18 protein-coding genes are annotated in these 20,412 nt (G+C 70.6%); 15 read left to right on the plus strand and 3 right to left on the minus strand.

The features are described from left to right. Position 1: 1 nt before the first annotated feature. The 5 genes from ETP66_RS03300 (at position 2) to ETP66_RS03320 (ending at position 5,308) form a co-directional block, all read left to right on the plus strand. Complete coding sequence (locus tag ETP66_RS03300) at positions 2-934, plus strand: ribose-phosphate diphosphokinase (protein WP_130840595.1); 933 nt, start codon at positions 2-4, stop codon at positions 932-934. Positions 935-938: 4 nt separating this feature from the next. Next, entirely contained in the window at positions 939-1,640 is a 702-nt protein-coding gene (locus tag ETP66_RS03305) for an alpha/beta hydrolase (RefSeq protein ID WP_130840597.1), read from the plus strand. A 10-nt stretch (positions 1,641-1,650) separates the two neighbouring features. Continuing rightward, positions 1,651-2,178: a DUF72 domain-containing protein gene (locus tag ETP66_RS03310; RefSeq protein ID WP_130840599.1), complete on the plus strand. Its 528-nt coding sequence runs from the start codon at positions 1,651-1,653 to the stop codon at positions 2,176-2,178. Between the two features lie 76 nt (positions 2,179-2,254). Next, the gene (speA, locus tag ETP66_RS03315) at positions 2,255-4,147 is read left to right on the plus strand and encodes a biosynthetic arginine decarboxylase (protein WP_130840601.1); all 1,893 of its coding nucleotides are present in this window, start codon (positions 2,255-2,257) and stop codon (positions 4,145-4,147) included. Between the two features lie 120 nt (positions 4,148-4,267). Beyond that, positions 4,268-5,308, plus strand: coding sequence for a GGDEF domain-containing protein (locus ETP66_RS03320; RefSeq protein WP_130840603.1), 1,041 nt, complete (start codon positions 4,268-4,270; stop codon positions 5,306-5,308). A 28-nt stretch (positions 5,309-5,336) separates the two neighbouring features. On the opposite strand, the gene metK is transcribed toward ETP66_RS03320, so the two are convergent. Then, the gene (gene metK, locus ETP66_RS03325; protein WP_130840604.1) at positions 5,337-6,515 is read right to left on the minus strand and encodes a methionine adenosyltransferase; all 1,179 of its coding nucleotides are present in this window, start codon (positions 6,513-6,515) and stop codon (positions 5,337-5,339) included. Positions 6,516-6,599: 84 nt separating this feature from the next. Here metK and murI point away from each other — a divergent pair, with 84 nt between their 5' ends. The 8 genes from murI to ETP66_RS03365 all read left to right on the plus strand — a co-directional run bounded on the left by murI (position 6,600) and on the right by ETP66_RS03365 (position 16,945). After that, entirely contained in the window at positions 6,600-7,373 is a 774-nt protein-coding gene (gene murI, locus ETP66_RS03330) for a glutamate racemase (RefSeq protein ID WP_130840606.1), read from the plus strand. Between the two features lie 71 nt (positions 7,374-7,444). Continuing rightward, positions 7,445-8,089 carry an LOG family protein gene (locus ETP66_RS03335; protein WP_130840608.1) on the plus strand — a complete coding sequence of 215 codons (645 nt, stop codon included), beginning with the start codon at positions 7,445-7,447 and terminating at the stop codon, positions 8,087-8,089. Between the two features lie 6 nt (positions 8,090-8,095). Next, on the plus strand, positions 8,096-8,707 hold the full coding sequence (rdgB, locus tag ETP66_RS03340) for an RdgB/HAM1 family non-canonical purine NTP pyrophosphatase (RefSeq protein ID WP_130840610.1): 612 nt from the start codon (positions 8,096-8,098) through the stop codon (positions 8,705-8,707). A gap of 304 nt (positions 8,708-9,011) precedes the next feature. Continuing rightward, positions 9,012-10,208: a sugar ABC transporter substrate-binding protein gene (locus ETP66_RS03345; RefSeq protein ID WP_130840612.1), complete on the plus strand. Its 1,197-nt coding sequence runs from the start codon at positions 9,012-9,014 to the stop codon at positions 10,206-10,208. A gap of 60 nt (positions 10,209-10,268) precedes the next feature. After that, the gene (locus tag ETP66_RS03350) at positions 10,269-11,597 is read left to right on the plus strand and encodes an ABC transporter permease subunit (protein ID WP_130840614.1); all 1,329 of its coding nucleotides are present in this window, start codon (positions 10,269-10,271) and stop codon (positions 11,595-11,597) included. Then, entirely contained in the window at positions 11,598-12,920 is a 1,323-nt protein-coding gene (locus ETP66_RS03355; RefSeq protein WP_130840616.1) for a sugar ABC transporter permease, read from the plus strand. It abuts the gene before it with no gap. Beyond that, positions 12,917-14,629, plus strand: a complete 1,713-nt coding sequence (locus ETP66_RS03360; protein WP_201738459.1) for a glycoside hydrolase family 13 protein — start codon at positions 12,917-12,919, stop codon at positions 14,627-14,629. Before ETP66_RS03355 ends, ETP66_RS03360 begins: the two co-directional genes overlap by 4 nt. An 81-nt stretch (positions 14,630-14,710) precedes the next feature. Then, positions 14,711-16,945 (plus strand): endonuclease MutS2, encoded by a 2,235-nt coding sequence (locus tag ETP66_RS03365; protein WP_130840618.1) that lies wholly within the window; start codon positions 14,711-14,713, stop codon positions 16,943-16,945. On the opposite strand, the gene ETP66_RS03370 is transcribed toward ETP66_RS03365, so the two are convergent. Next, complete coding sequence (locus tag ETP66_RS03370; protein ID WP_130840620.1) at positions 16,934-17,341, minus strand: acyl-CoA thioesterase; 408 nt, start codon at positions 17,339-17,341, stop codon at positions 16,934-16,936. The genes ETP66_RS03365 and ETP66_RS03370 overlap by 12 nt on opposite strands. A 50-nt stretch (positions 17,342-17,391) precedes the next feature. Here ETP66_RS03370 and ETP66_RS03375 point away from each other — a divergent pair, with 50 nt between their 5' ends. Next, complete coding sequence (locus ETP66_RS03375) at positions 17,392-19,080, plus strand: M3 family oligoendopeptidase (protein WP_130840622.1); 1,689 nt, start codon at positions 17,392-17,394, stop codon at positions 19,078-19,080. A 77-nt stretch (positions 19,081-19,157) separates the two neighbouring features. Further along, positions 19,158-19,613, plus strand: coding sequence for an arsenate reductase ArsC (locus ETP66_RS03380; RefSeq protein WP_130840624.1), 456 nt, complete (start codon positions 19,158-19,160; stop codon positions 19,611-19,613). Positions 19,614-19,683: 70 nt separating this feature from the next. Here ETP66_RS03380 and ubiE read toward each other — a convergent pair whose 3' ends face one another. After that, entirely contained in the window at positions 19,684-20,388 is a 705-nt protein-coding gene (ubiE, locus tag ETP66_RS03385) for a bifunctional demethylmenaquinone methyltransferase/2-methoxy-6-polyprenyl-1,4-benzoquinol methylase UbiE (RefSeq protein WP_130840625.1), read from the minus strand. Positions 20,389-20,412: the final 24 nt, after the last annotated feature.

Raw genomic sequence — 20,412 nt, forward strand, 5'->3', positions numbered from 1 at the left:
CATGGACCGCCCCCTCCTGATCTTCTCCGGCCAGTCCAACCGCCCCCTGGCCCGGGCCATCGCCGAGGCCCTAGGCCTGCCCCTGGGCAGGAGCACCACCTTGCGCTTCGCCAACGACAACCTCTTCGTGCGCTTTGAGGAAAGCCTCCGGGAGGGCGACGTCTTCATCGTCCAGTCCTTCGTGCCCCCGGTGCAGGACCAGCTCATGGAGCTCCTCATGATGGTGGACGCCGCCAAGGGGGCGAGCGCTGCCCGGGTCACCGCGGTCATCCCCTACTTCTCCTACGCCCGCAGCGACAAGAAGGACGCCCCCCGCATCTCCATCGCCGCCCGGCTCATCGCCGACCTCCTGCAGACCGCCGGGGCCGACCGGGTGCTCACCATGACCCTCCACTCCCCCCAGGTCCACGGCTTCTTCAAGATCCCCGTGGACCACCTCTCCGCCGAGCCCGTGATCGCCAACCACTTCGCCACCCGGGTGGACCTGGAGGACGCCGTGGTGGTGGCCCCGGACGCGGGGGACCTGAAGCGGGCGAGCTCCCTGGCCCGCAGGCTCGGCCTCCCCCTGGCCTTCATCGACAAGGAGCGGGTCTCCGACACCGAGGTGCGGGTCAGGATGCTGGTGGGGGAGGTGCAGGGCAAGATCGCCCTGATCGTGGACGACGAGATCTCCACCGCGGGAAGCCTGGTGGAGGCGGTGGAGGCCCTCCTCCAAGCGGGGGCCAGGGAGGTCTACGCCGCCGCCACCCACGGGGTCTACGTGGGCCCGGCCCTGGAGCGCATCGCCAGGAGCCCGGTCAAGGAGGTGGCCGCCACCGACACCTGCCCCCCCAAGGAAGGGGCCAAGCTCAAGACCCTCCCCGTGGCCCCCCTCTTCGCCGAGGCCATCTGGCGCATCCACCGGGGGGAGTCGGTGTCCAGCCTCTTCACCTAAGGCCATGCGCGAAGAACGCCTCGCACTCGCCGGACTGCCCGTCCTGGCCCGGATCCCCGATAGACCCAAGGCCCTCCTCCTGGCCCTCCACGGCCTCCAGGGCGCCAAGGAACACATCCTCACCCTCCTGCCGGGCTACGCCGAGGCCGGGTTTTTCCTCCTGGCCTTCGACGCCCCCCGGCACGGGGAACGGGGGGGGCCACCCCCCTCCTCCAAAAGCCCCCGCTACGTGGAGGAGGTGTACCAGGTGGCCTTGCGCTTTGCCCAGGAAGCCCAGGCGGTCGCCCAGGAGGCCAGGGCGCGCTTGGGCCTCCCCCTCTTCCTGGCGGGGGGGAGCCTGGGGGCCTTCGCCGTCCACCTCCTCCTCTCCCGGGGCTTCCGGCCCCAGGCGGCCTTGGCCTATATCGGGAGCGGCTTTCCCATGAAGCTCCCCCAGGGGCAAAGGGTGGAAGACCCGGAGGTCCAGGCCCTCTACCGGGAGCCCCCCGCCCTCCGGGGGGAGGCCTACGGGGGGGTGCCCCTCCTCCACCTCCACGGCACGGGGGACCTGATCGTGCCCCTGGCCCGCATGGAAAGGACGGTGGCGGCCCTGAGACCCCACTACCCCGAGGGGCGCCTGGCCCGCTTCGTGGAGGAGGGGGCGGGGCACGCCATCACCCCCCTGATGGCCCGGATGGGCCGGGCCTTCCTCGAGGCCTGGCTCTAGGGGGAAGGGGATGCTCCTCCAGGGGCTCAGGGGGTACCGGGGCTACCCCGGGGGCTTCCGGGCCTACCGCCAGGCCTTCCCCACGGTGGAGCTCTCCTGGTGGCACCGGGTGGGGGACCCCCGGACCATCGGCCGCCTCCGGGCCCTGGCCCCGGAGGGGTTCCGCTTCAGCGTCCACGGCCACCGGCACCTCACCTTCCTCCCCTCCGGGGAGGAGCGGCGCGTCCTGAGGCGCTTCCTCCGGCGCTTCCGCCTCTTCGGCCCCAAGGCGGGGGCGGTGCGCCTTCAGGTGCCGGAGGGGGTGGACCCGGGGGCCTTGGCCCTGTGGCTGGACCTCCTGGAAGGGATCCTGGAGGAGGTGGGCCCCGTGGCCCTGGCCTTCCAGGCGGAAGCGGCCCTCAAGCCCCTCCTCCGGGAGCGGGGGTACGCCCTGGTGAACGAGGCGGGGGGGCCCTTCCTCTACCTGGTGGACCCCGAGGAGGTGCGGGAGGCGGGGGAGGGCTACCTCTACCGCTCCCCCGGAGGAGGGGGAGCCTGAGCCTTCACAAGGGAGCCCTTCCGCCCTACACTCGTAGCGGAGGCCGGCCCCGGCGGGTCGGCGCGGAGGGCTAGCCTTGAAGACCGCCAGGCGCTTTTCCCCCAAGGAAGCAGAGGAGATCTACCTGGTGCCCTACTGGGGGGCGGGGTTCTTCCGGGTGGGGCGGGACGGGGAGCTGGAGGTGACCCCCTTGGGCCCGGAGGGGCCCGCCGCCTCCCTCCTGGAGATCGTGGAGGCCCTGAGGGACGAGGGCAGGCCCCTGCCCCTCGTGCTCCGCTTCCCCCAGATCCTGGAGGCCCGGGTGCGGGAGCTGAACGAGGCCTTCCGGCGGGCCATGGAAAAGTACGGCTACAAGGGGGGGTATCGCGGGGTCTACCCGGTGAAGGTGAACCAGCGCCGCCTGGTGCTGGAGACGGTGGCGCGGGCGGGGAAGCCCTACGGGTACGGCCTCGAGGCGGGGAGCAAGGCGGAGCTGGCCCTCATCCTGGCCCAGGACCTCTCCCCCGAGGCCCTCATCACCACCAACGGCTTCAAGGACGACGACTTCATCCGCCTGGCCCTCACCGGGCGCAAGCTGGGAAGGAACGTGGTCATCACCCTGGAGAAGTTCGCCGAGCTCCCCCGGGTGCTGCGCATCTCCCAGGAGCTCGGGGTGCGCCCCCAACTGGGCCTCCGCTACAAGCTGAAGGCCAAGGGAGCGGGGCAGTGGGAGGCCAGCGGGGGGGAAAGCGCCAAGTTCGGCCTCACCACCCCGGAGATCGTGCGGGCGGTGGAGGTCCTCAAGGAGGCAGGCCTCCTGGAGGCCCTGGTCCTGGTCCACGCCCACATCGGCAGCCAGGTGACGGACATCCGCCGCATCAAGGCCATGGTGCGGGAGGCGGCCCAGACCTACGTGCAGCTCAGGAAGCTGGGGGCGCCCATCCGGTACCTCAACCTGGGCGGGGGGCTGGCGGTGGACTACGACGGGTCCAAGACCAACTTCTACGCCTCCGCCAACTACACCCTTCCCGAGTACGCGGAGGACCTGGTCTACGTGACCAAGGAGGTGGTGGAGGCCCAGGGGGAGCCCCACCCCACCCTGGTCACCGAGTCGGGCCGGGCGGTGACCGCCTACCACCAGGTCCTGGTCCTGGAGGTGATCGACGTCATCACCCCCCCAGGGGAGGGACGGCCCGAACCCCCTCCGGAGGGCGCCCACCCCCTGGTGCAGGAGCTCTGGGAGGGCTTGCAAAGCCTCACCCCCAAGAACTTCCGCGAGGTCTACCACGACGCCTTCGCCGACAAGGAGACCCTGCAGACCCTCTACGACCTGGGCCTGGTGTCCCTCAAGGACCGCGCCCTGGCGGAGGAGATCTTCTACCGCATCGCCCGCAGGGTGGACGCCATCGTCCGGGAGCTGCCCTACGCGCCGGACGAGTTCGAGGACCTGGAGAAGCTCCTGGCCGACAAGCTGGTGTGCAACTTCTCCATCTTCCAAAGCCTCCCCGACGCCTGGGCCATCCACCAGCTCTTCCCCATCGTGCCCTTGAGCCGCCTCCACGAGCCCCCCACCCGCCGGGCCACCCTGGTGGACATCTCCTGCGACTCCGACGGGAAGATCGACCGCTTCATCGACCTGCACGACGTGCGCCAAAGCCTCCCCGTCCACCCCATCCGCCCCGGGGAGGCCTACTACCTGGGGGTTTTCCTGGTGGGAGCCTACCAGGACGTGCTGGGCTCCAGCCACAACCTCTTCGGCCAGGTGGGGGAGGCCCACGTGGCGGTGGACGGGGAGGGGTTCGCCATCGAGCGCTTCGTGCCCGGGGAGACCGCGGAGCGGGTGATCGAGAAGATGGGCTTCACCCCCCGGGAGCTCTTCCTGGGGGTGGAGCGCCTGGTGCGGCAAAGCCGCCTCTCCCCCGCGGAGAAGGGGGCCTTCCTGGAGCGGTACGCCCGGGAGCTGCAGGGGTACACCTACCTGGAGGACTGATACCCTTCTCCGCGCCGACCCCCGGCCCCTTGGGGGTGGCGGGCGTTCAGGCCCCGTCAAGGGCAGGCCGGCCATCGTGGGGATACGGCCTGGTCCCGGCACCGCTATACTGAGGCCAGCTTGCGCCCCACCCTGGAGCTCCCGGACCCCCTGGACCCCTTGCGGCGGCGGATAGCCCTTTGGCTGCTTGCCCTGGGGGCCCTGGCGGCCTCCGTGGCCCTCTGGGCCTCCAGCCGGGTGCGGCTGGACCCTGTGGACCGCCTCTTCCTCCCCCTCATGGCCCCGGGCTTTCTGGGCCTGGCCCTAGCCCTTTGGCGCTCCCCCCGGACCGCCTCCTGGGCCCTGCCCGCCGCCCACGGCCTGGTGGCCCTTTACCTCCTCAGCACCCTGGGGTACCAGCTCCTCCTGGACCCCAACCCCATGGGCCTGTCCCCGGCCGCCTTCTGGGTGCCCTTCGTCTTTTTCAGCGGCTTCCTCTTCTTCCAGGCGCGCCGGGCGGTGCGCCTGGCCCTTCTCTACCTCCTCGCCCTCCTCCTCCTGGCCTTCCTGGGCGGCCTCAAGAACCCCTTCCTTCCCGCCCACCTCAACGCCCTGGTGCAGTTCTTCGGGTCCAACCTGGCCTACCTGGGCCTCCTCTACCTGCTGGTGCGGGTCAGGGAGGGCTACGTGGAGGCCCGGCGGGACGCCCACACCGACTTCCTCACCGGCCTCCGGAACCGGCGCTACCTGGAGCAGGCCCTGGAGCGGGAGCTTTTCCGGGTGCGCCGCTACGGCCGCCCCCTTTCCCTGGTGGTCCTGGACCTGGACGGCTTCAAGGGGGTGAACGACGCCTACGGCCACGAGGCAGGGGACCGGGTGCTCAAGGCCGTGGCGGCTACCCTCGAGGCCCACGTGCGCCAGAGCGACCGGGTGGTCCGCCTGGGGGGGGAGGAGTTCGCCGTCCTCCTGCCGGAAACCTCCCTGGCCCAGGCCCTGGGCCTGGCGCAGAGGCTCCGCCAGGCGGTGGCCACCCTAAGGGTCCCCCCGGTGGAGCGCCTTTCCGCCAGCTTCGGGGTGGCCCAGGCCCGTCCGGAGGACTCCTCCCTCTCCCTCCTCAAGCGGGCGGACGAGGCCATGTACCGGGCCAAGCGCCGGGGGAAGAACCGGGTGGAGGCGGGCTAAGCGCCCGCTTGCGCCGCGAGGGGGGGCCTCAGAGCCCGGCCTCCCGCCTGAGGGCCTCCACCCGGTCCGTCTCCTCCCAGGGGAAGCCCGCGCGGCCGAAGTGGCCGTAGGCGCTCGTCGGGGTGTAGATGGGGCGGAGGAGGTCCAGCTCCTCGATGATGGCCAGGGGCCTGGGGTCAAAGACCCTCCGGGCGATCTCCGCCAGCCGCTCGTCGGGGAGGAGGCCGGTGCTGTAGGTTTCCACCCGCAAGGAGACGGGCCTGGCCTTGCCGATGGCGTAGGCCAGCTCCACCAAAGCCCTCCGGGCCAGCCCCGCCGCCACCAAGTTCTTGGCCATGTAGCGGGCGTAGTAACTGGCGGAGCGGTCCACCTTGGTGGGGTCCTTGCCGCTGAAGGCCCCGCCCCCGTGGGGCACCGCCCCCCCGTAGGTGTCCACGACGATCTTGCGCCCCGTAAGCCCGGTGTCCGCGTGGGGCCCCCCCAGGATGAAGCGGCCCGAGGGGTTGATGAGGTACTCCGTCTCCCCCTCCTTCAGGTACTCCGGGGGGATGGCCTGGCGGACCACCTCGCGGATGAGGTCCTCCCGGAGCTGCTCCTGCTCCACCTCGGGGGAGTGCTGGGCGGAGACCACCACCGTCTTCACGTAGAGGGGCCGGTCCCCCTCGTAGACCACGGTGACCTGGGCCTTGCCGTCGGGGCGAAGGTAGGGCAGAAGCCCGGTCTTGCGCACCTCCGCCAGGCGCATGGTGAGGCGGTGGGCCAGGGTGATGGGCAGGGGCATGAGCTCGGGGGTCTCGTCGGTGGCGTAGCCGAACATGAGGCCCTGGTCCCCGGCGCCCGTGCGGTCCAGGGGGTCGGTGGACTTGAGGACCCGCCACTCGTAGGAGAGGTTGACCCCCCCCGCGATGTCCGGGGACTGCTCGTCGATGGCGGTGAGGACGGCGCAGGTGTCGGCGTCGAAGCCGTACTTGGCCCGGGTGTAGCCCACTTCCCTGACCGTCTTGCGCACCAGGCCGGGGATGTCCACATAGCCTTCGGTGGTGATCTCCCCGGCCACGAAGACGAGCCCGGTGGTGACCAGGGTCTCCGCCGCCACCCGGGCCTTCTTGTCCTGGGCGATGAGGGCGTCCAGGATGGCGTCGGAGATCCGGTCCGCGAGCTTGTCCGGGTGCCCTTCCGTGACCGATTCCGCCGTGACCAGCCGCAACTTCGCACCTCCTTCGCGCCCCCCGCCGGGGCAACCCTGATAGTATAGCACCCCCCCCTTGCCGTCCAGGTATGATGGCGGCTCGTGAAAGACCCCAGGAGGCCCATCGGCGTCTTCGACTCGGGGGTGGGGGGGCTCACCGTCCTGGCCGCCCTAAGGAAGGCCCTTCCCCGGGAGGACTTCCTCTACTTCGGGGACACGGCCCGGGTACCCTACGGGGGCAAGCCCCTTCCCATGGTGCGCCGCTTCGCCTGGGAGATCGCGGGCTTCCTCCTCCGGCAGGGGGTGAAGGCCATCGTGGTGGCCTGCAACACCGCCAGCTCCGCGGCGTTGCCGGATCTGGCGGAAGACCTCTCGGTGCCCGTCTTCGGGGTGCTGGAGCCCGCGGCGGAGGTGGCCCGGGCCTACCGCAAGGTGGGCCTCATCGGCACGGAGGCCACGGTGGCGAGCCGGGCCTACGAGCGCCACCTGGACCTGGCCTGGGCCAGGGCCTGCCCCCTCTTCGTCCCCCTGGTGGAGGAGGGGCTCTGGGACGACCCCGTGGCCCTCCTCGTGGCCCGGCACTACCTGGAGGAGGCGCCAGGGGACCTCGAGGCCCTCCTCCTGGGCTGCACCCACTACCCCTTCCTCAAGGGCACCCTGGAGCAGGTCCTCCCCGGGGTGCGGCTCATCGACTCCGCCGAGGCCACCGCGGCCAAGGTGGCAGGGGTGCTGGCCCGGGAGGGGCTTCTGAACCCCGAGGGCAGGGGCCGGGTGGTGCACTTCGTCACCGGGGACCCCGGGAGCTACCGGAACCTGGCCGGGCGGCTTGGGGTAGAGGTGGGGGAGCTCCGCCGGGTGAGCCTGGAGGAGCTCTGACCCCGCGCGGCAAGGGGAGGGATGCCCCCCTCCCGGGCCGCCCAGGGACGGGGGAGGTGGTAGAAAGGGGCATGGACGCAAAACCCCTCATCGACCAGCTCCACCACGAGGACGCCTGGCGGCTTTTCCGCATCCTGGCGGAGTTCGTGGAGGGCTTTGAGGTCCTCTCCCAGATCCGGGCGCCCCTGGTCTCCGTCTTCGGCTCCGCCCGCTTCGGGGAGGGCCACCCCGCCTACGGGCTGGGCTACCGCCTGGGCCGGGCCCTGGCCCGGGCGGGCTTCGGGGTGGTCACGGGTGGGGGGCCAGGGGTGATGGAGGCGGTGAACCGGGGGGCCTTCGAGGCGGGCGGGGTGAGCGTAGGCCTGAACATCGAACTCCCACACGAGCAAAGGCCCAACCCCTACCAGACCCACGCCCTCTCCCTGCGCTACTTCTTCGTGCGCAAGGTGCTCTTTGTGCGCTACGCCCACGCCTTCGTCTTTCTGCCCGGGGGCCTGGGCACCCTGGACGAGCTCGCCGAGGTCCTGGTCCTCATCCAGACGCAAAAGGTCCACCCCTTTCCCGTCTTCGCCCTGGACCGGGGCTACTGGGAGGGCCTCCTCTCCTGGATGGGCTTCCTGAAGGACCGGGGGGCCATCGACCCCCAGGACCTGACCCTCCTCACCCTCCTGGACAGCCCGGAAGAGGTGGCCCAGGTCCTGAAGGGAGTATCCTAAGAGGGGATGCGCCTGGTCCTGGCCACCGCCAACCCCGGCAAGGTGCGGGAGCTTAAGGCGGGCCTCGCCCCCCTGGGCTGGACCCTCCTTTCCCTGGCCGACTTCCCCTTGCGCCTGCCCAAGGAGGAGGGGGCCACCTTCCTGGAAAACGCCCTCCTCAAGGCGGCCTATGCGGCCAAGGCCACAGGGCTTCCCGCCCTGGCCGACGACTCGGGCCTGGAGGTCTACGCCCTGGGGGGGGAGCCCGGGGTCTACTCCGCCCGCTACGGGGGAAGGGCGACCGACCGGGAGCGGAACGTCTACCTCCTGGAAAGGATGCGCCACCTCGAGGGGGAGGGGCGCCGGGCCCGCTTCGTGGCCGTCCTGGTCCTGGCCTACCCCGACGGGCACGCGGAGGCCTACGAGGGGAGCGTGGAGGGGTATATCCTGGAGGCCCCCCGGGGCGAGGGAGGCTTCGGCTACGACCCCCTCTTCTACGTGCCCGAGGCGGACAAGACCTTTGCCGAGATGAGCCTGGAGGAGAAAGCCCGCCACTCCCACCGGGGCCGGGCCCTCCGGGCCCTCCTCGAGGCCTACGCCCACGGGCCTCCCCCACGGGAGGTCTCCAAGCTGGAATGATTTCCTTTAATCCGCCTTGCCCCTTGGCCAAGCGCCCCAGACTCCCCGTCCGGAAGGTGGGGCGTGTCCCTAGCCCCTCGAGGCTCCCTTCTTGGCTTGCGCCAAAAGGGGGTACTTAAAGCCCAGCGCCGGCGAGGGCCCTTTGCCGACCACACCCCGGCGGAGTGGGCATCCTGGCCCCGACCCGCGGCGAAGGGACCTCGCCTTAGGGACTTGTGTCCTTTCGGGAAGTAGTATGCTTGGAGCGCAGGGCGCGGGTAAAAGCCGTAAAGCGGAAACGCTACCACGCGCCTGGAGGTGGACTATGAGAAGCGCGCTGGTGATGCTCTTCCTAGCGCTTCCCCTGGCCCTCGCCCAGGGGAGGATCACCGTCTGGACCCACTTCGGCGGCCCGGAGCTGGAGTGGCTCAGGGAGCAGGCCCGGACCTTTGAGCGCACCCAGGGGGTGCGGGTGGAGGTGGTGGAGGTCCCCTTCGGGGAGATCAAGCAGAAGTTCATCCTCTCCGCCCCCCAGGGCCAGGGCCCGGACCTCCTGGTCACCATCCCCCACGACTGGGTGGGGGAGATGGCCCAGGCCGGGGTGCTGGAGCCCATGGAGCGCTACGTGACCCAGGACTACCTGGCGGACCTCCAGCGGGTGGCGGTGCAGGCCTTCACCTTCCGGGGGCGCCTCTTCGGCCTCCCCGCCTACGCGGAGAGCGTGGCCCTCATCCACAACCGCCGCTACGTGCGCGAGGCCCCCAGGAACTGGGACGAGTTCCTGGCCCTGGCCCGGCAGCACACCACGGGCCGCTCCTTCGGCTTCCTCTACAACATCGGCGACCCCTACTTCAACTTCGGCTTCTTCCGGGCCTTCGGGGCGGAGAACGTCTTCGCCCGGGACGCCCAGGGGAACCTGGACCCCTCCAGGCTCCTCCTCGGGGGCGAGGTGGGGGAGAGGGCCTTGGCCTTCATCCGCGACCTCCGCTTCCGCCACAACCTGGTGCCCGAAGGGGTGGACTACGGGGTGGCCGACGGGGCCTTCAAGGACGGGGCCCTGGCCATGATCCTCAACGGTCCCTGGGCCCTGGGGGACTACAAGCGGGCGGGGATCGACTTCGGCATCGCCCCCTTCCCCACCCCGCCGGGGGCCCGGGCCCCCTGGGGGCCCTTCCTGGGGGTACAGGGGGTGGCCCTGAACGCCTACTCCCGCAACAAAACCGCCGCCGCCAACTTCGCCAAGACCCTGGTCACGGGGCGCAACCTGGTGGCCTTCAACCAGGCGGGCGGACGCATCCCCGTTTCCCAGAGCGCGGTACGCCAGTTGGCGGGCGACCCGGTGGTGGCGGGCTTCTCCCGGGTCTTCGCCCAAGGCGCCCCCATGCCCAACATCCCCGAGATGGGCAAGGTCTGGGGCCCCTGGAGCAACGCCATCAACCTGGCCATCCAGCGGCCCGACAGCAACCTGCGCCGGATCCTGGAGGACATGACCGCGGAGATCCGGCGGGCCCTGGGGCAGTAGGCCCATGACTCCCCGCCCCCCACGGCACCCCCAATGTCCGTGGGGGGCCCCCTTTGCGCCATGAGACACCCACCCGGCCTGCGCGGCTTCCTCCTGGCCCTGGCCCTCCTCCTGGGCCTCCTCCTCCTGGCCACGGGGGTGGGCCTCTTCGGCTACCTCGCCCTCCAGGCTTACCTGGCCCCCCCGGGGTGGACGGTCCTGGTCCTGGCCCTCCTGGTCCTCCTGCCGGGAGCGGTCCTCCTGGGGCGGCTTTTCCCCTGGCTCGCCGACTGGTACTACTTCTTCCCCGCCCTGGCCTTCCTCCTGGTCTTCACCCTCTACCCCATCGGCCTCACCGTCTACCTGGCCTTCACCGACTACTCGGGGGCCCGCAGCGGGGCCCCTGACCGCACCACCCAGACCGCGGTGGTGGCCCAGGAGGGGGCCCGCCTCCAGCTGGAGGCGGAGGTGGGCCAGGCCTTCCGCTGCCAGGACTGCACCGGGCTCCTCCTGGAGCTCTACGCGGAGGGGCACCGGATGCGGGCCCGCATCCTGGAGGCCGAGGGGCGGGAGGTCCTCCTGGACCGCACGCCCCCCTTCGGGGTGGAGTTCGCCACCCGGATCAACGAGTACCGCTTCATCGGCCTGGGCAACTTCGCCTTCATCCTCTCCCAGGCCAGCCGGGCCCTCCTGCCCGTCTTCGCCTGGAACGTGGCCTTCGCCACCCTGACCGTGGCCCTGAACGCCCTTTTGGGGGTGCTCCTGGCCCTCATCCTCAACAACAAGGCCCTGAAGCTGCGCAACCTCTACCGCACCCTCCTCATCGTCTCCTGGGCCCTCCCCGGGGTGATCACCATCCAGGTCTGGGTGGCCCTCCTCAACTACAACTTCGGGGCCATCAACCGCCTCCTGGGGATCCTGGGGATCTACCCCATCCCCTGGCTCACCGACCCCGACTGGGCCAAGGTGGCCGTCCTCCTGGTGAACCTCTGGCTGGGCTTCCCCTTCATGATGACCGCCGCCCTGGGGGCCCTTTCCACCATCCCCGACGAGCTCTACGAGGCGGCCAGGGTGGACGGGGCGAGCCCCTGGCAGGCCCTCAAGGGGATCACCCTCCCCCTCCTCTACCCCCCCATGCTCCCCATCCTCCTCTCCTCCTTCGCCTTCAACTTCAACAACTTCATGATCATCTTCCTCCTCACCGGCGGGGGCCCCCCCCAGGAGGGGCGGATGGCCACGGTCCAGGCCACGGACATCCTCATCTCCTGGGCCTACAAGACCGCCTTCAGCGCCGAGGGGCAGATGGCCTACGGCCTGGGGGCGGCCATCAGCCTCCTCATCTTCCTGGTGACCGTGGGCATCAGCCTCTTCAACTTCCGGGTCACCGGCGTCCTGCGGGAGGTGCGCTAGATGCTCGGGCGGCTTCTTTCCCTCGGCCTTTTGGGGCTTGGCGGCTACGGGCTTTACTGGTTCGCGGTCCACCGCCTCCTGGACGAGGCCTCCTACCGCCGCCAGCCCGCCTTCGGCAGCGTCTTCGTGCCCTACGGTTGGGCCTACGCCCTGGGGATCCTCCTGGGGCTCGTCCTCCTGGTGCTCCTCTACAGCCTCCTCTACACCGCCTGGAGCAACCGGCGGACGGGGAGGCGGCGGAGCCCCTGGCCCCTCTTCGGGCAGGGGGTGACCCACCTCTTCCTCTGGGTCCTCATCCTCCTGGTCTACTACCCCGTGGTCCAGGTGGTGGCGGCCAGCTTCGACCCCACCAACAACCTCTTCAGCTTCCGCCGCCCCGAGACGGGCTTCCTCCTCCTGGACGCCCGGGTGATCCCCTACCTCCCCGAGCCCTCCCTGGAGAACTACGCCCGCCTGGTGGAGGGGGTGGTCCTCTACCCCTACCAGGTGGCCCTCCTCCTCCTGGCGGGCCTGGCCCTCCTGGGGGTGATGGGCCTGGGCCTCCTCCGCCGCCTCCTGCCCCCGGAGGACTGGGTGGACCTGTGGCAGAACCGCCTCCTCCTCCTCCTGGCCCTGAGCCTCTTCGCCGTGGTCCTCCTCCTCTCCCCCAGCCAGTTCACCGGCACCACCACGGAGAGCCGCTTCTTCCTCTGGGTGCGCAACACCCTCCTCATCTCCGGGGTGACGGGGCTTCTGGCCGTCCTCCTCACCGCCACCGCGGGCTACGCCTTCGCCCGCTTCCGCCACCTGCCCGGGCGCTACCCCATGCTGCTCTTCTTCATCTTCGTGCAGATGTTCCCCGGCTTCCTGGCCCTGGTGGCCATCTTCTACCTCCTCTCCTTCCTGGACCTCCTCAACACCTTCACCGGCCTCATCCTGGCCTACTCCGGGGGGGTGGTGAGCTTCGGCACCTGGGTGTACAAGGGGTACCTGGAGAGCATCAGCCCGAGCCTCGAGGAGGCGGCCATGGTGGACGGGGCCACGAGGTGGCAGGTCTTCACCAAGATCCTCCTCCCCCTTTCCGCCCCCATGTTCGTCTTCATCTTCCTCCTCCAGTTCGTGGGCACCTACTCGGAGTTCATCCTGGCCAACCTGGTCCTCACCGGGGTGGAGAGCTGGAACGTGGGGGTGGGCCTAAGGAGCTTCACCACCGGCCAGTTCCAGACCGTCTGGGGGGTCTTCGCCGCGGCCAGCGTCCTGGGCTCCCTACCCATCCTTCTCCTCTTCTACGGCTTCCAGCGCTACTTCGTCTCCGGTTACACCGCGGGGGCGGTGAAGGAATGAACCGCCACGACCTGGAGCACGTGGACCCCCCCTTTCCCGGGCTGGGGGAGGAGGTGGTCCTCTTCCTGGAAACCGAGGCCAGGGAGGGGCTTCTCCTCTACGAAAAGGACGGGGAAATCCACCAAAAACCCATGGAAAGGGCGGAAGGGGGCCTAAGGGTGCGCGTCTTCGCGCACACGAGCCCCTTTCGCTACGCCTTCCGCCTCCCCGAGGGCTTCCTGGGCAGCCACGGCCTGGAGAAGACCCTTCCCCGGTACGACCGCTTCTTCCACCTCCTGGCGGGGCCGAATCCGCCGGAATGGGCCCTGGGGGCGGTCTACTACCAGATCTTCCCCGACCGCTTCCGGATGGGGCGCCCGGAGCTGGCCCCTAAAGATGGGGAATGGCGCTACGGGGGAAGGCCCATCCGCAAGAAGGCCTGGCACGAGCCCCTGGGCCTCGAGGGGGCCTTTGAGTTCTACGGGGGGGACCTCTTTGGCGTCCTCGAGGCCCTCCCCCATCTGGAGGCCCTGGGGGTGGAGGTCCTCTACCTTACCCCCATCTTCCAAAGCCCCTCCAGCCACCGCTACGACACGGAGGACTACCTGCGGGTGGACCCCCACCTGGGAGGGGAGGAGGCCCTGGAGGCGCTTTACCAGGCCCTTGTGGCCCGGGGGATGAGGCTCGTTTTGGACGGGGTTTTCAACCACGTGGGGGCCACCCACTCCTGGTTCCAAAGGGCCCTGAGGGACCCAAAGAGCCCGGAGAGGGGCATGTTCACCTTCCGCCCCGACGGGAGCTACGAGAGCTTCTGGGGGGTCCGGTCCATGCCCAAGCTGGACTACGCCTCCCCCCTCACCCAGGAGCGCTTCGTCTTCGGCAAGGACGCGCCCATCCGCTACTGGATGCGCCTAGCCCACGGATGGCGGCTGGACGTGGCCCATTCCCTCGGGGAAGGGGGGACCAACCGCAAAAACGCCCGCTGGCTCCGGGCCCTGGCCCGGGCGGCCAAGGAGGCAAGGCCCGACGCTCTGGTGATCGGGGAGCTCTCCTACGACGCCACCCCCACCCTCAGGGCCCACACCCTGGACGGGGCCATGCACTACGCGGGCTTCGCCCACCCGGTGATGGCCTGGCTCTCCGGGCGGGACGTGCACGGGCGGGAAGCGGCCTTGAGCGCGGGGGAAGCCTGGGAGGTGCTCTGGGACCACTACCGGGCCCTGCCCCTGCAGGTGCGCCACGCCATGTACACCTTCGTCTCCTCCCACGACATCCCCCGGGCCCTGTGGCGGCTTCGGGGCGACCTGGAGCTCTACAAGCTCGCCTACGCCCTCCTCTTCGCCTTTCCCGGGAGCCCGGCCCTCTACTACGGGGACGAAGTGGGCCTCTCCCAACCCAACCCCTACACCCTGTGGCAGGGAGACCCCTACTGCCGGGCCCCCTTCCCTTGGGACGAGGCCCTTTGGAACCGGGAGGTGTTGGGGTTTGTGAAGCGCCTGGCGCGCCTCAAGAAGACCCACCCTGCCCTGCGCCGGGGAAGCCTTTTGCCCCTGAAGGCCCCGGAGGGGGTGCTGGCCTTCCGGAGGCGGTACCGGGGGGAGGAAGTCTGGGCCCTCTTCGCCAAGGAGGGGGCCCGCCTAAGGCTCCCCAGGGGGGTGGACCTCCTGCGGGAGGAGGAGGTGGCGGGGGAGGTGGAGGGCCAGTACCTCCTCTTCCGGCCCGCCGGCTGAGGGCCCCACCGGAGGCCTGGGGCGCGGGGCCCCTCCCGGCGGCCTCCTCCCCCAGGCCCTTGCGGGCTATACTCTTCCTTTGTGCGGGACGTCCTCGAGGTCCTGGAGTTCCCCAGGGTCCGCGCCCTCCTGGCAGGGAGGGCCAGGACCCCCTTGGGCCGGGAGCTGGCCCTTTCCCTCGCCCCCCTCTCCCGGGAGGAGGCGGAAAGGCGCCACCAGCTCACCCAGGAAGCCCTGGCCTACCCCTACGCCCTCCCCGAGGCGGGGGCCTTGCGGGAGGCCTACGAAGGGGCCAGGGCCGGGAAGAGGCTCACGGGCCCCGAACTCCTGAAGGCGGCCAGGGCCCTGGAGGAGGCCAAGGCCCTTAAGGCGGAGCTTTTGCCCCTGCAAAACGCCCTGAGCGGGGTGGCGGAAGGGATTGGGGACCACGGCGCCTTCCTGGCGCGGGTCAAGAAGGCCCTGGACGAGGAGGGGGCGGTGCGGGACGAGGCGAGCCCCCGCCTGGCCCAGATCCGCCGGGAATTAAGGCCCCTCCGCCAGGAGATCCTGGACCGCCTCTATGCCCTCATGGACCGGCACCGGGAGGCCTTCCAGGACCGCTTCGTCACCTTAAGGCGCGAGCGCTACTGCGTGCCCGTCAAGGCGGGGATGGCCCACAAGGTGCCGGGCCTCCTCCTGGACGAGTCCGAGTCCGGGGCCACCCTCTTCCTCGAGCCCCTCGCCGTGGTGAAGCTCAACAACCGCCTCCAGGCCCTGCGCCTCCGGGAGGAGGAGGAGGTGAACCGGATCCTCTGGGAGCTCTCGGAGGGGCTGGCCGGGGACCCTGGGGTGCCGGGCACCCTGGAGGCCCTGGCCCTCCTGGACCTCCTCCAGGCCCAGGCGGCCCTGGCCCGGGACCTGGGCCTCACCCGCCCCCGCTTCGGGGAGCGCTACGCCCTGGAGGAGGCCTTCCACCCCCTCATCCCGAACCCGGTCAAGAACTCCTTTGCCCTGGACGAAGCGAGGCGCATCCTCCTCCTCTCCGGCCCCAACATGGGGGGCAAGACCGCCCTCCTCAAGACCCTGGGCCTGGCGGTCCTCATGGCCCAGTCCGGCCTCTTCGTGGGGGCCAAGCGGGCCCTCCTGGCCTGGCCCGACCGGGTCTTTGCCGACATCGGGGACGAGCAGTCCCTGCAAGAAAGCCTCTCCACCTTCGCCGGCCACCTCCGCCGCCTCAAGGAGATGCTGGAGGAGGCCACGCCCCGAAGCCTGGTCCTCGTCGACGAGCTGGGGAGCGGCACCGACCCCGAGGAGGGGGCGGCGCTTTCCCAGGCCATCCTGGAGGCCCTCCTGGAGCGGGGGGTGAAGGGGATGGTCACCACCCACCTCTCCCCCCTGAAGGCCTTCGCCCAGGGGAGGGAAGGCATCGGGAACGCCTCCATGCGCTTTGACCTGGAAGCCCTTCGTCCCACCTATGAGCTCGTCCTGGGGGTGCCGGGGCGGAGCTACGCCCTGGCCATCGCCCGGAGGCTCGCCCTGCCGGAGGGCGTGCTAGGGCGGGCGGAAGGGCTTCTGCCGGAGGGGGGCAGGCTGGAAGCCCTCCTGGAGCGGCTGGAGGCGGAAAGGCTCGCCCTGGAGGAGGAAAGGCGGAAGCTCGGGGCGGAGCTTGAGCGGGCGGAGGCCCTCAGGAAGCGCCTCGAGGCCCGGGAGGCCCGCTACGAGGAGGAGCGGGCGGAAAGGATGCGGGCCCTGGAGGCGGAGGTGCGGCAAAGGCTCCTCCAGGTGGAGGCCGAGCTCAAGGCCCTGAAGGAAAAGGCCAAGGCGGGGGCCAAGAAGGACGCCCTCAGGGAGCTTTTGGCCCTCAAGGAGCGCTACGCCAAGAAGGCCGCCCCGCCCCCTCCCCCCCCGGGCCTGAGCCCGGGGCAGGCGGTGGAGGTGGCCTCCCTGGGCCGCCAGGGGCGGATTTTGGAGCTCCGGGGGGAGGAGGCCTTGGTCCAGGTGGGCCCGGTGCGGATGACGGTGAAGGCCAAGGAGCTCAGGCCCGCCCAGGCCCAGGAGGCGCAAAGGGCCCTCGCCCCCAGGCCCCGGCGGGAGGGGAGGGAGGTGGACCTAAGGGGCCTCACCGTGGAGGAGGCCCTCTTGGAGGTGGACAGCGCCCTGGAGGAGGCCCGGGCCCTGGGCCTCGCCTCCTTGCGCCTCCTCCACGGCAAGGGCACGGGGGCCCTGAGGCAGGCCATCCGGGAGGCCCTCCGGCGGGACCGGCGGGTGGAGGGCTTCGCCGACGCGCCCCCCCACGAGGGGGGGCACGGGGTCACGGTGGTGGCCCTAAAGGGCTAGGGGGCGTCCCTCGAGCTCCTCTATGCGGCGCCTCATGGCCTCCGGCAGAGGGGCGGGGCGCCCTCCTTCCAGCCAGACCTGGACCGTCCTCCCCCGGGCGGCCTCTTCCCCGTTGGCCAGGAGCAGGTACTCCATGTCGAAGCTGCTCCGCCCCAGGCGCACCACCCTGACCCCCACCTCCACCCGGTCTTCCAGGTGGACGGGCCTCCTGAAGTCCACCTCCGCCCGGGCCAGGAGGAAGTGGCCCTGCGCCACCCAGTCCGGCTCCAGCCGGGCGAAGTAGGCGGAGCGGGCCACCTCGAAGTAGGTGAGGTAGACGGCGTTGTTCACGTGGCCTAAGGCGTCCAGGTCGCGGAAGCGCACCTGCACGGGCACGGACACGGGGAAACCCTCCACGGGGTCCGAGTATACCAGGGGCTGACCCAGGGGTCAGGTATAGTGGCCCCATGGAGACCACCTGGGACCTCACCCCCCTCTTCCCCGGCCTGGAAAGCCCCGAGTTTCGCGCCGCCTGGGAGAGCCTCCGGGGGCGCATCGGCGACCTGAGGAGCCTGCTGGAGCAAGAGGCGCCCCTCCCCCAGGTCCTCTCCGCCCTGGACGCCCTTTGGGAGGAGGCCACCCCCCTTTGGGCCTACCTCTACGCCCGCTTCAGCGCCAACACCGCCGACGAGGCCGCCCTGGCCAAGCTCTCCGAGCTGGAGGTGCTCTTCCTGGACTTCCAGCGCCTAAAGCCCCGCCTCACCCGCTACCTGGCCCGGCAGGACCCGGAGGAGGCCGGCCCCTACCGCCTCCTGGTGGAGGAAGCCAAGGAGGAAGCGCTCCACATGATGCCCGAGGGGGAGGAGGTCCTGGCGGCGGAGCTCTCCCTCTCCGGGCGCCGGGCCTGGGACAAGCTCCACGAGAACCTCACCAGCCAGATCACCGCCTCCGTGGACGGGGAGGAGATGCCCATCAGCAAGGTGCGCAACCTCTACTTCCACCCCGAGGAGGGGGTGCGCAAGCGGGCCTACGAGGCGGAGCTCCTGGCCTGGGAGCGGCACGAGGTGCCCCTGGCCTACGCCCTGAACGGGGTGAAGGGGGAGGCCTCGGTCCTGAACCGCAGGCGGGGCTACCGGGACGACCTGGAACCCAGCCTCCACCGGAACCGCATCACCAAGAGGGCCCTCCTCGCCCTGCAGGAGGCGGTGCGGGAAAGCCTTCCCCTCTTCCGCCGCTATTTCCACCTGAAGGCCAAGGCCCTGGGCAAGGAACGCCTGGACTGGTGGGACCTCTTCGCCCCCATCGGCCAGGGGCGGCGGTGGGGCTTGGAGGAGGCCCGGGATTTCATCCGAGGCAAACTCGCCACCCTGGTCCCCAACGCCGCCCAGGTGGCGGAGAAGGCCTTTGGGGAGCGCTGGATGGACCTCCTCCCCAGGAAGGGCAAGGTGGGCGGGGCCTACTGCATGCCCCGGGGCGGGGGCAAGAGCCTGATCCTCGCCAACTACGAGGAGAGCTTCGAGTCGGTCTCCACCCTGGCCCACGAGCTGGGCCACGCCTACCACAACTTCGCCCTGCGGGAGGTCCCCGCCTCCTTGCGGGAGGTGCCCATGACCCTGGCGGAGACCGCCAGCATCATGAACGAGACCCTGGTGGTGGAGGCGGCCCTCCAGGAGGCCTCCCCCGAGGAGGGCCTCCAGATCCTGGACGGCTACCTGCAAGGGGCGGCCCAGGTGGTGGTGGACATCCATAGCCGCTTCCTCTTCGAGTCCTGGGTGTTCCAGCGGCGCAAGGGGCGGGAGCTCTCCCCCAGGGAGTTCCAGGAGCTGATGCTCAAGGCCCAGGAGGAGGCCTACGGGGAGGCCCTCGCCAGCCGCCACCCCTACATGTGGGCGGTGAAGGGGCACTACTACGGGGCGGACTTCTACAACTACCCCTACACCTTCGGCCTCCTCTTCGGCCTGGCGGTTTACGGGGAGGCCAAGGAGGACCCCGCCTTCGCCCGGCGCTACGAGGAGCTTCTGGCCGCTAGCGGCATGCACCCCGCCAGGGCGCTCGCCGCCCGCTTCGGCTTCGACCTGGAAAGCTTGGACTTCTGGCGGAAAGGGCTCAAGGTGCTGGCGGAAAAGGTGGAGGAGCTGGAAAGGCGCCTGGCCTGAGGGCCCCGGTCGGGGCATGGGCCAGCACGGGGTACCCTTGACGCGTTCCTGACCTGTGGGAGCTAGGGTCTGAAAGGATGCGCCTCCTCGTCCTCTGCACCCACAACTCCGCCCGCAGCCAGATGGCGGAGGCCTGGCTCAGGCACTTCGCCCGGGAGCTTGGGGTGGACCTCGAGGTCCACTCCGCGGGCACGGAGAAGGCCTTTGTGAAGGAGGAGGCCAAGCGGGCCATGGCCGAGGTGGGGCTTTCCCTGGAGGGGCACCGCTCCAAGACCCTCCTCGAGGTCCCCGACCCCTGGAACTTCGGCCTGGTCCTCACGGTGTGCGACGCCGCCAAGGAAGCCTGCCCCGCCTATCCTGCCCGGACGGCGAAGCGCCACGTGGCCTTCCCCGACCCCACGGGAAAACCCCTGGAGGAGTGGCGGGCGGTGCGGGACGCCCTGGGGCGGATGTGCCTCCTCCTGGTGCGAAGCCTCAAGGAGGGTCAGCTGCCCTCGGACGAGGCCCTGGCCCAGGCCGCCTGGGGGATTTGAGCACCCCGTCGTGGCCCATGCCCCGGAAAGCCCGCGGGCAAGCCCCCTGAGCCTTTGCCCACGCAGGCCCTTAGGCCTTGTCCCCCACGTGGATGGCCGCCACCCCGAAGGTGAGAAGCTCGTAGCGCACCCCAAACCCCGCCCCCTCCATGAGGGCCTTCAGGGCCTCAGGGGGGGGGAAGGCCTCCACGCTCTCCGGCAGGTAGCGGTAGGCGCGGAAGCTCCCGGAGATGAGCCCCCCGAGGAGGGGGAGCAGCCTCTGGAAGTAGAGGCGGTAGACCAGGCCGAAGGCCCCTTTGGGGGGCGGGGGAAACTCCAGGACCACCAGCCTGCCCCCCGGGGCCAGGACCCGGTGGAGCTCCTGGAGGGCCTTCCCGTAGTCGGCGAAGTTGCGGAAGCCGAAGGCGATGGTGATGGCGTCGAAGGCGGCCTCGGGGAAGGGGAGGGCCAGGGCGTCCGCCTCCAGGAAGCGCACCTCCAAGCCCCGCTCCCACGCCTTCTTGCGGGCAAGCTCCAGCATGGGGGGGGCGAAGTCCGCCCCCACCACCTCCGCCCAGGGGGCGGCCTCCTTCAGGAGGAGGGCCAGGTCCCCCGTGCCCGTGGCCAGGTCCAGGAGGCGCCGGGGATGCCTCTCCAGGGCCAGGCGCACCGCCCGGCGGCGCCAGCCCTGGTCGGCCCCGAAGGAAAGGAGCCGGTTCAGGAGGTCGTACCGGGGGGCGATCTCGGCAAAGAGACGCCGCACCCGCTTGGCCTTCTCCTCCGGCGAAACCGCCACGGGGGCAGTCTAGCACCCCCCCGG

The sequence above is a fragment of the Thermus thermamylovorans genome, from assembly GCF_004307015.1.
Taxonomy (GTDB): domain Bacteria; phylum Deinococcota; class Deinococci; order Deinococcales; family Thermaceae; genus Thermus; species Thermus thermamylovorans.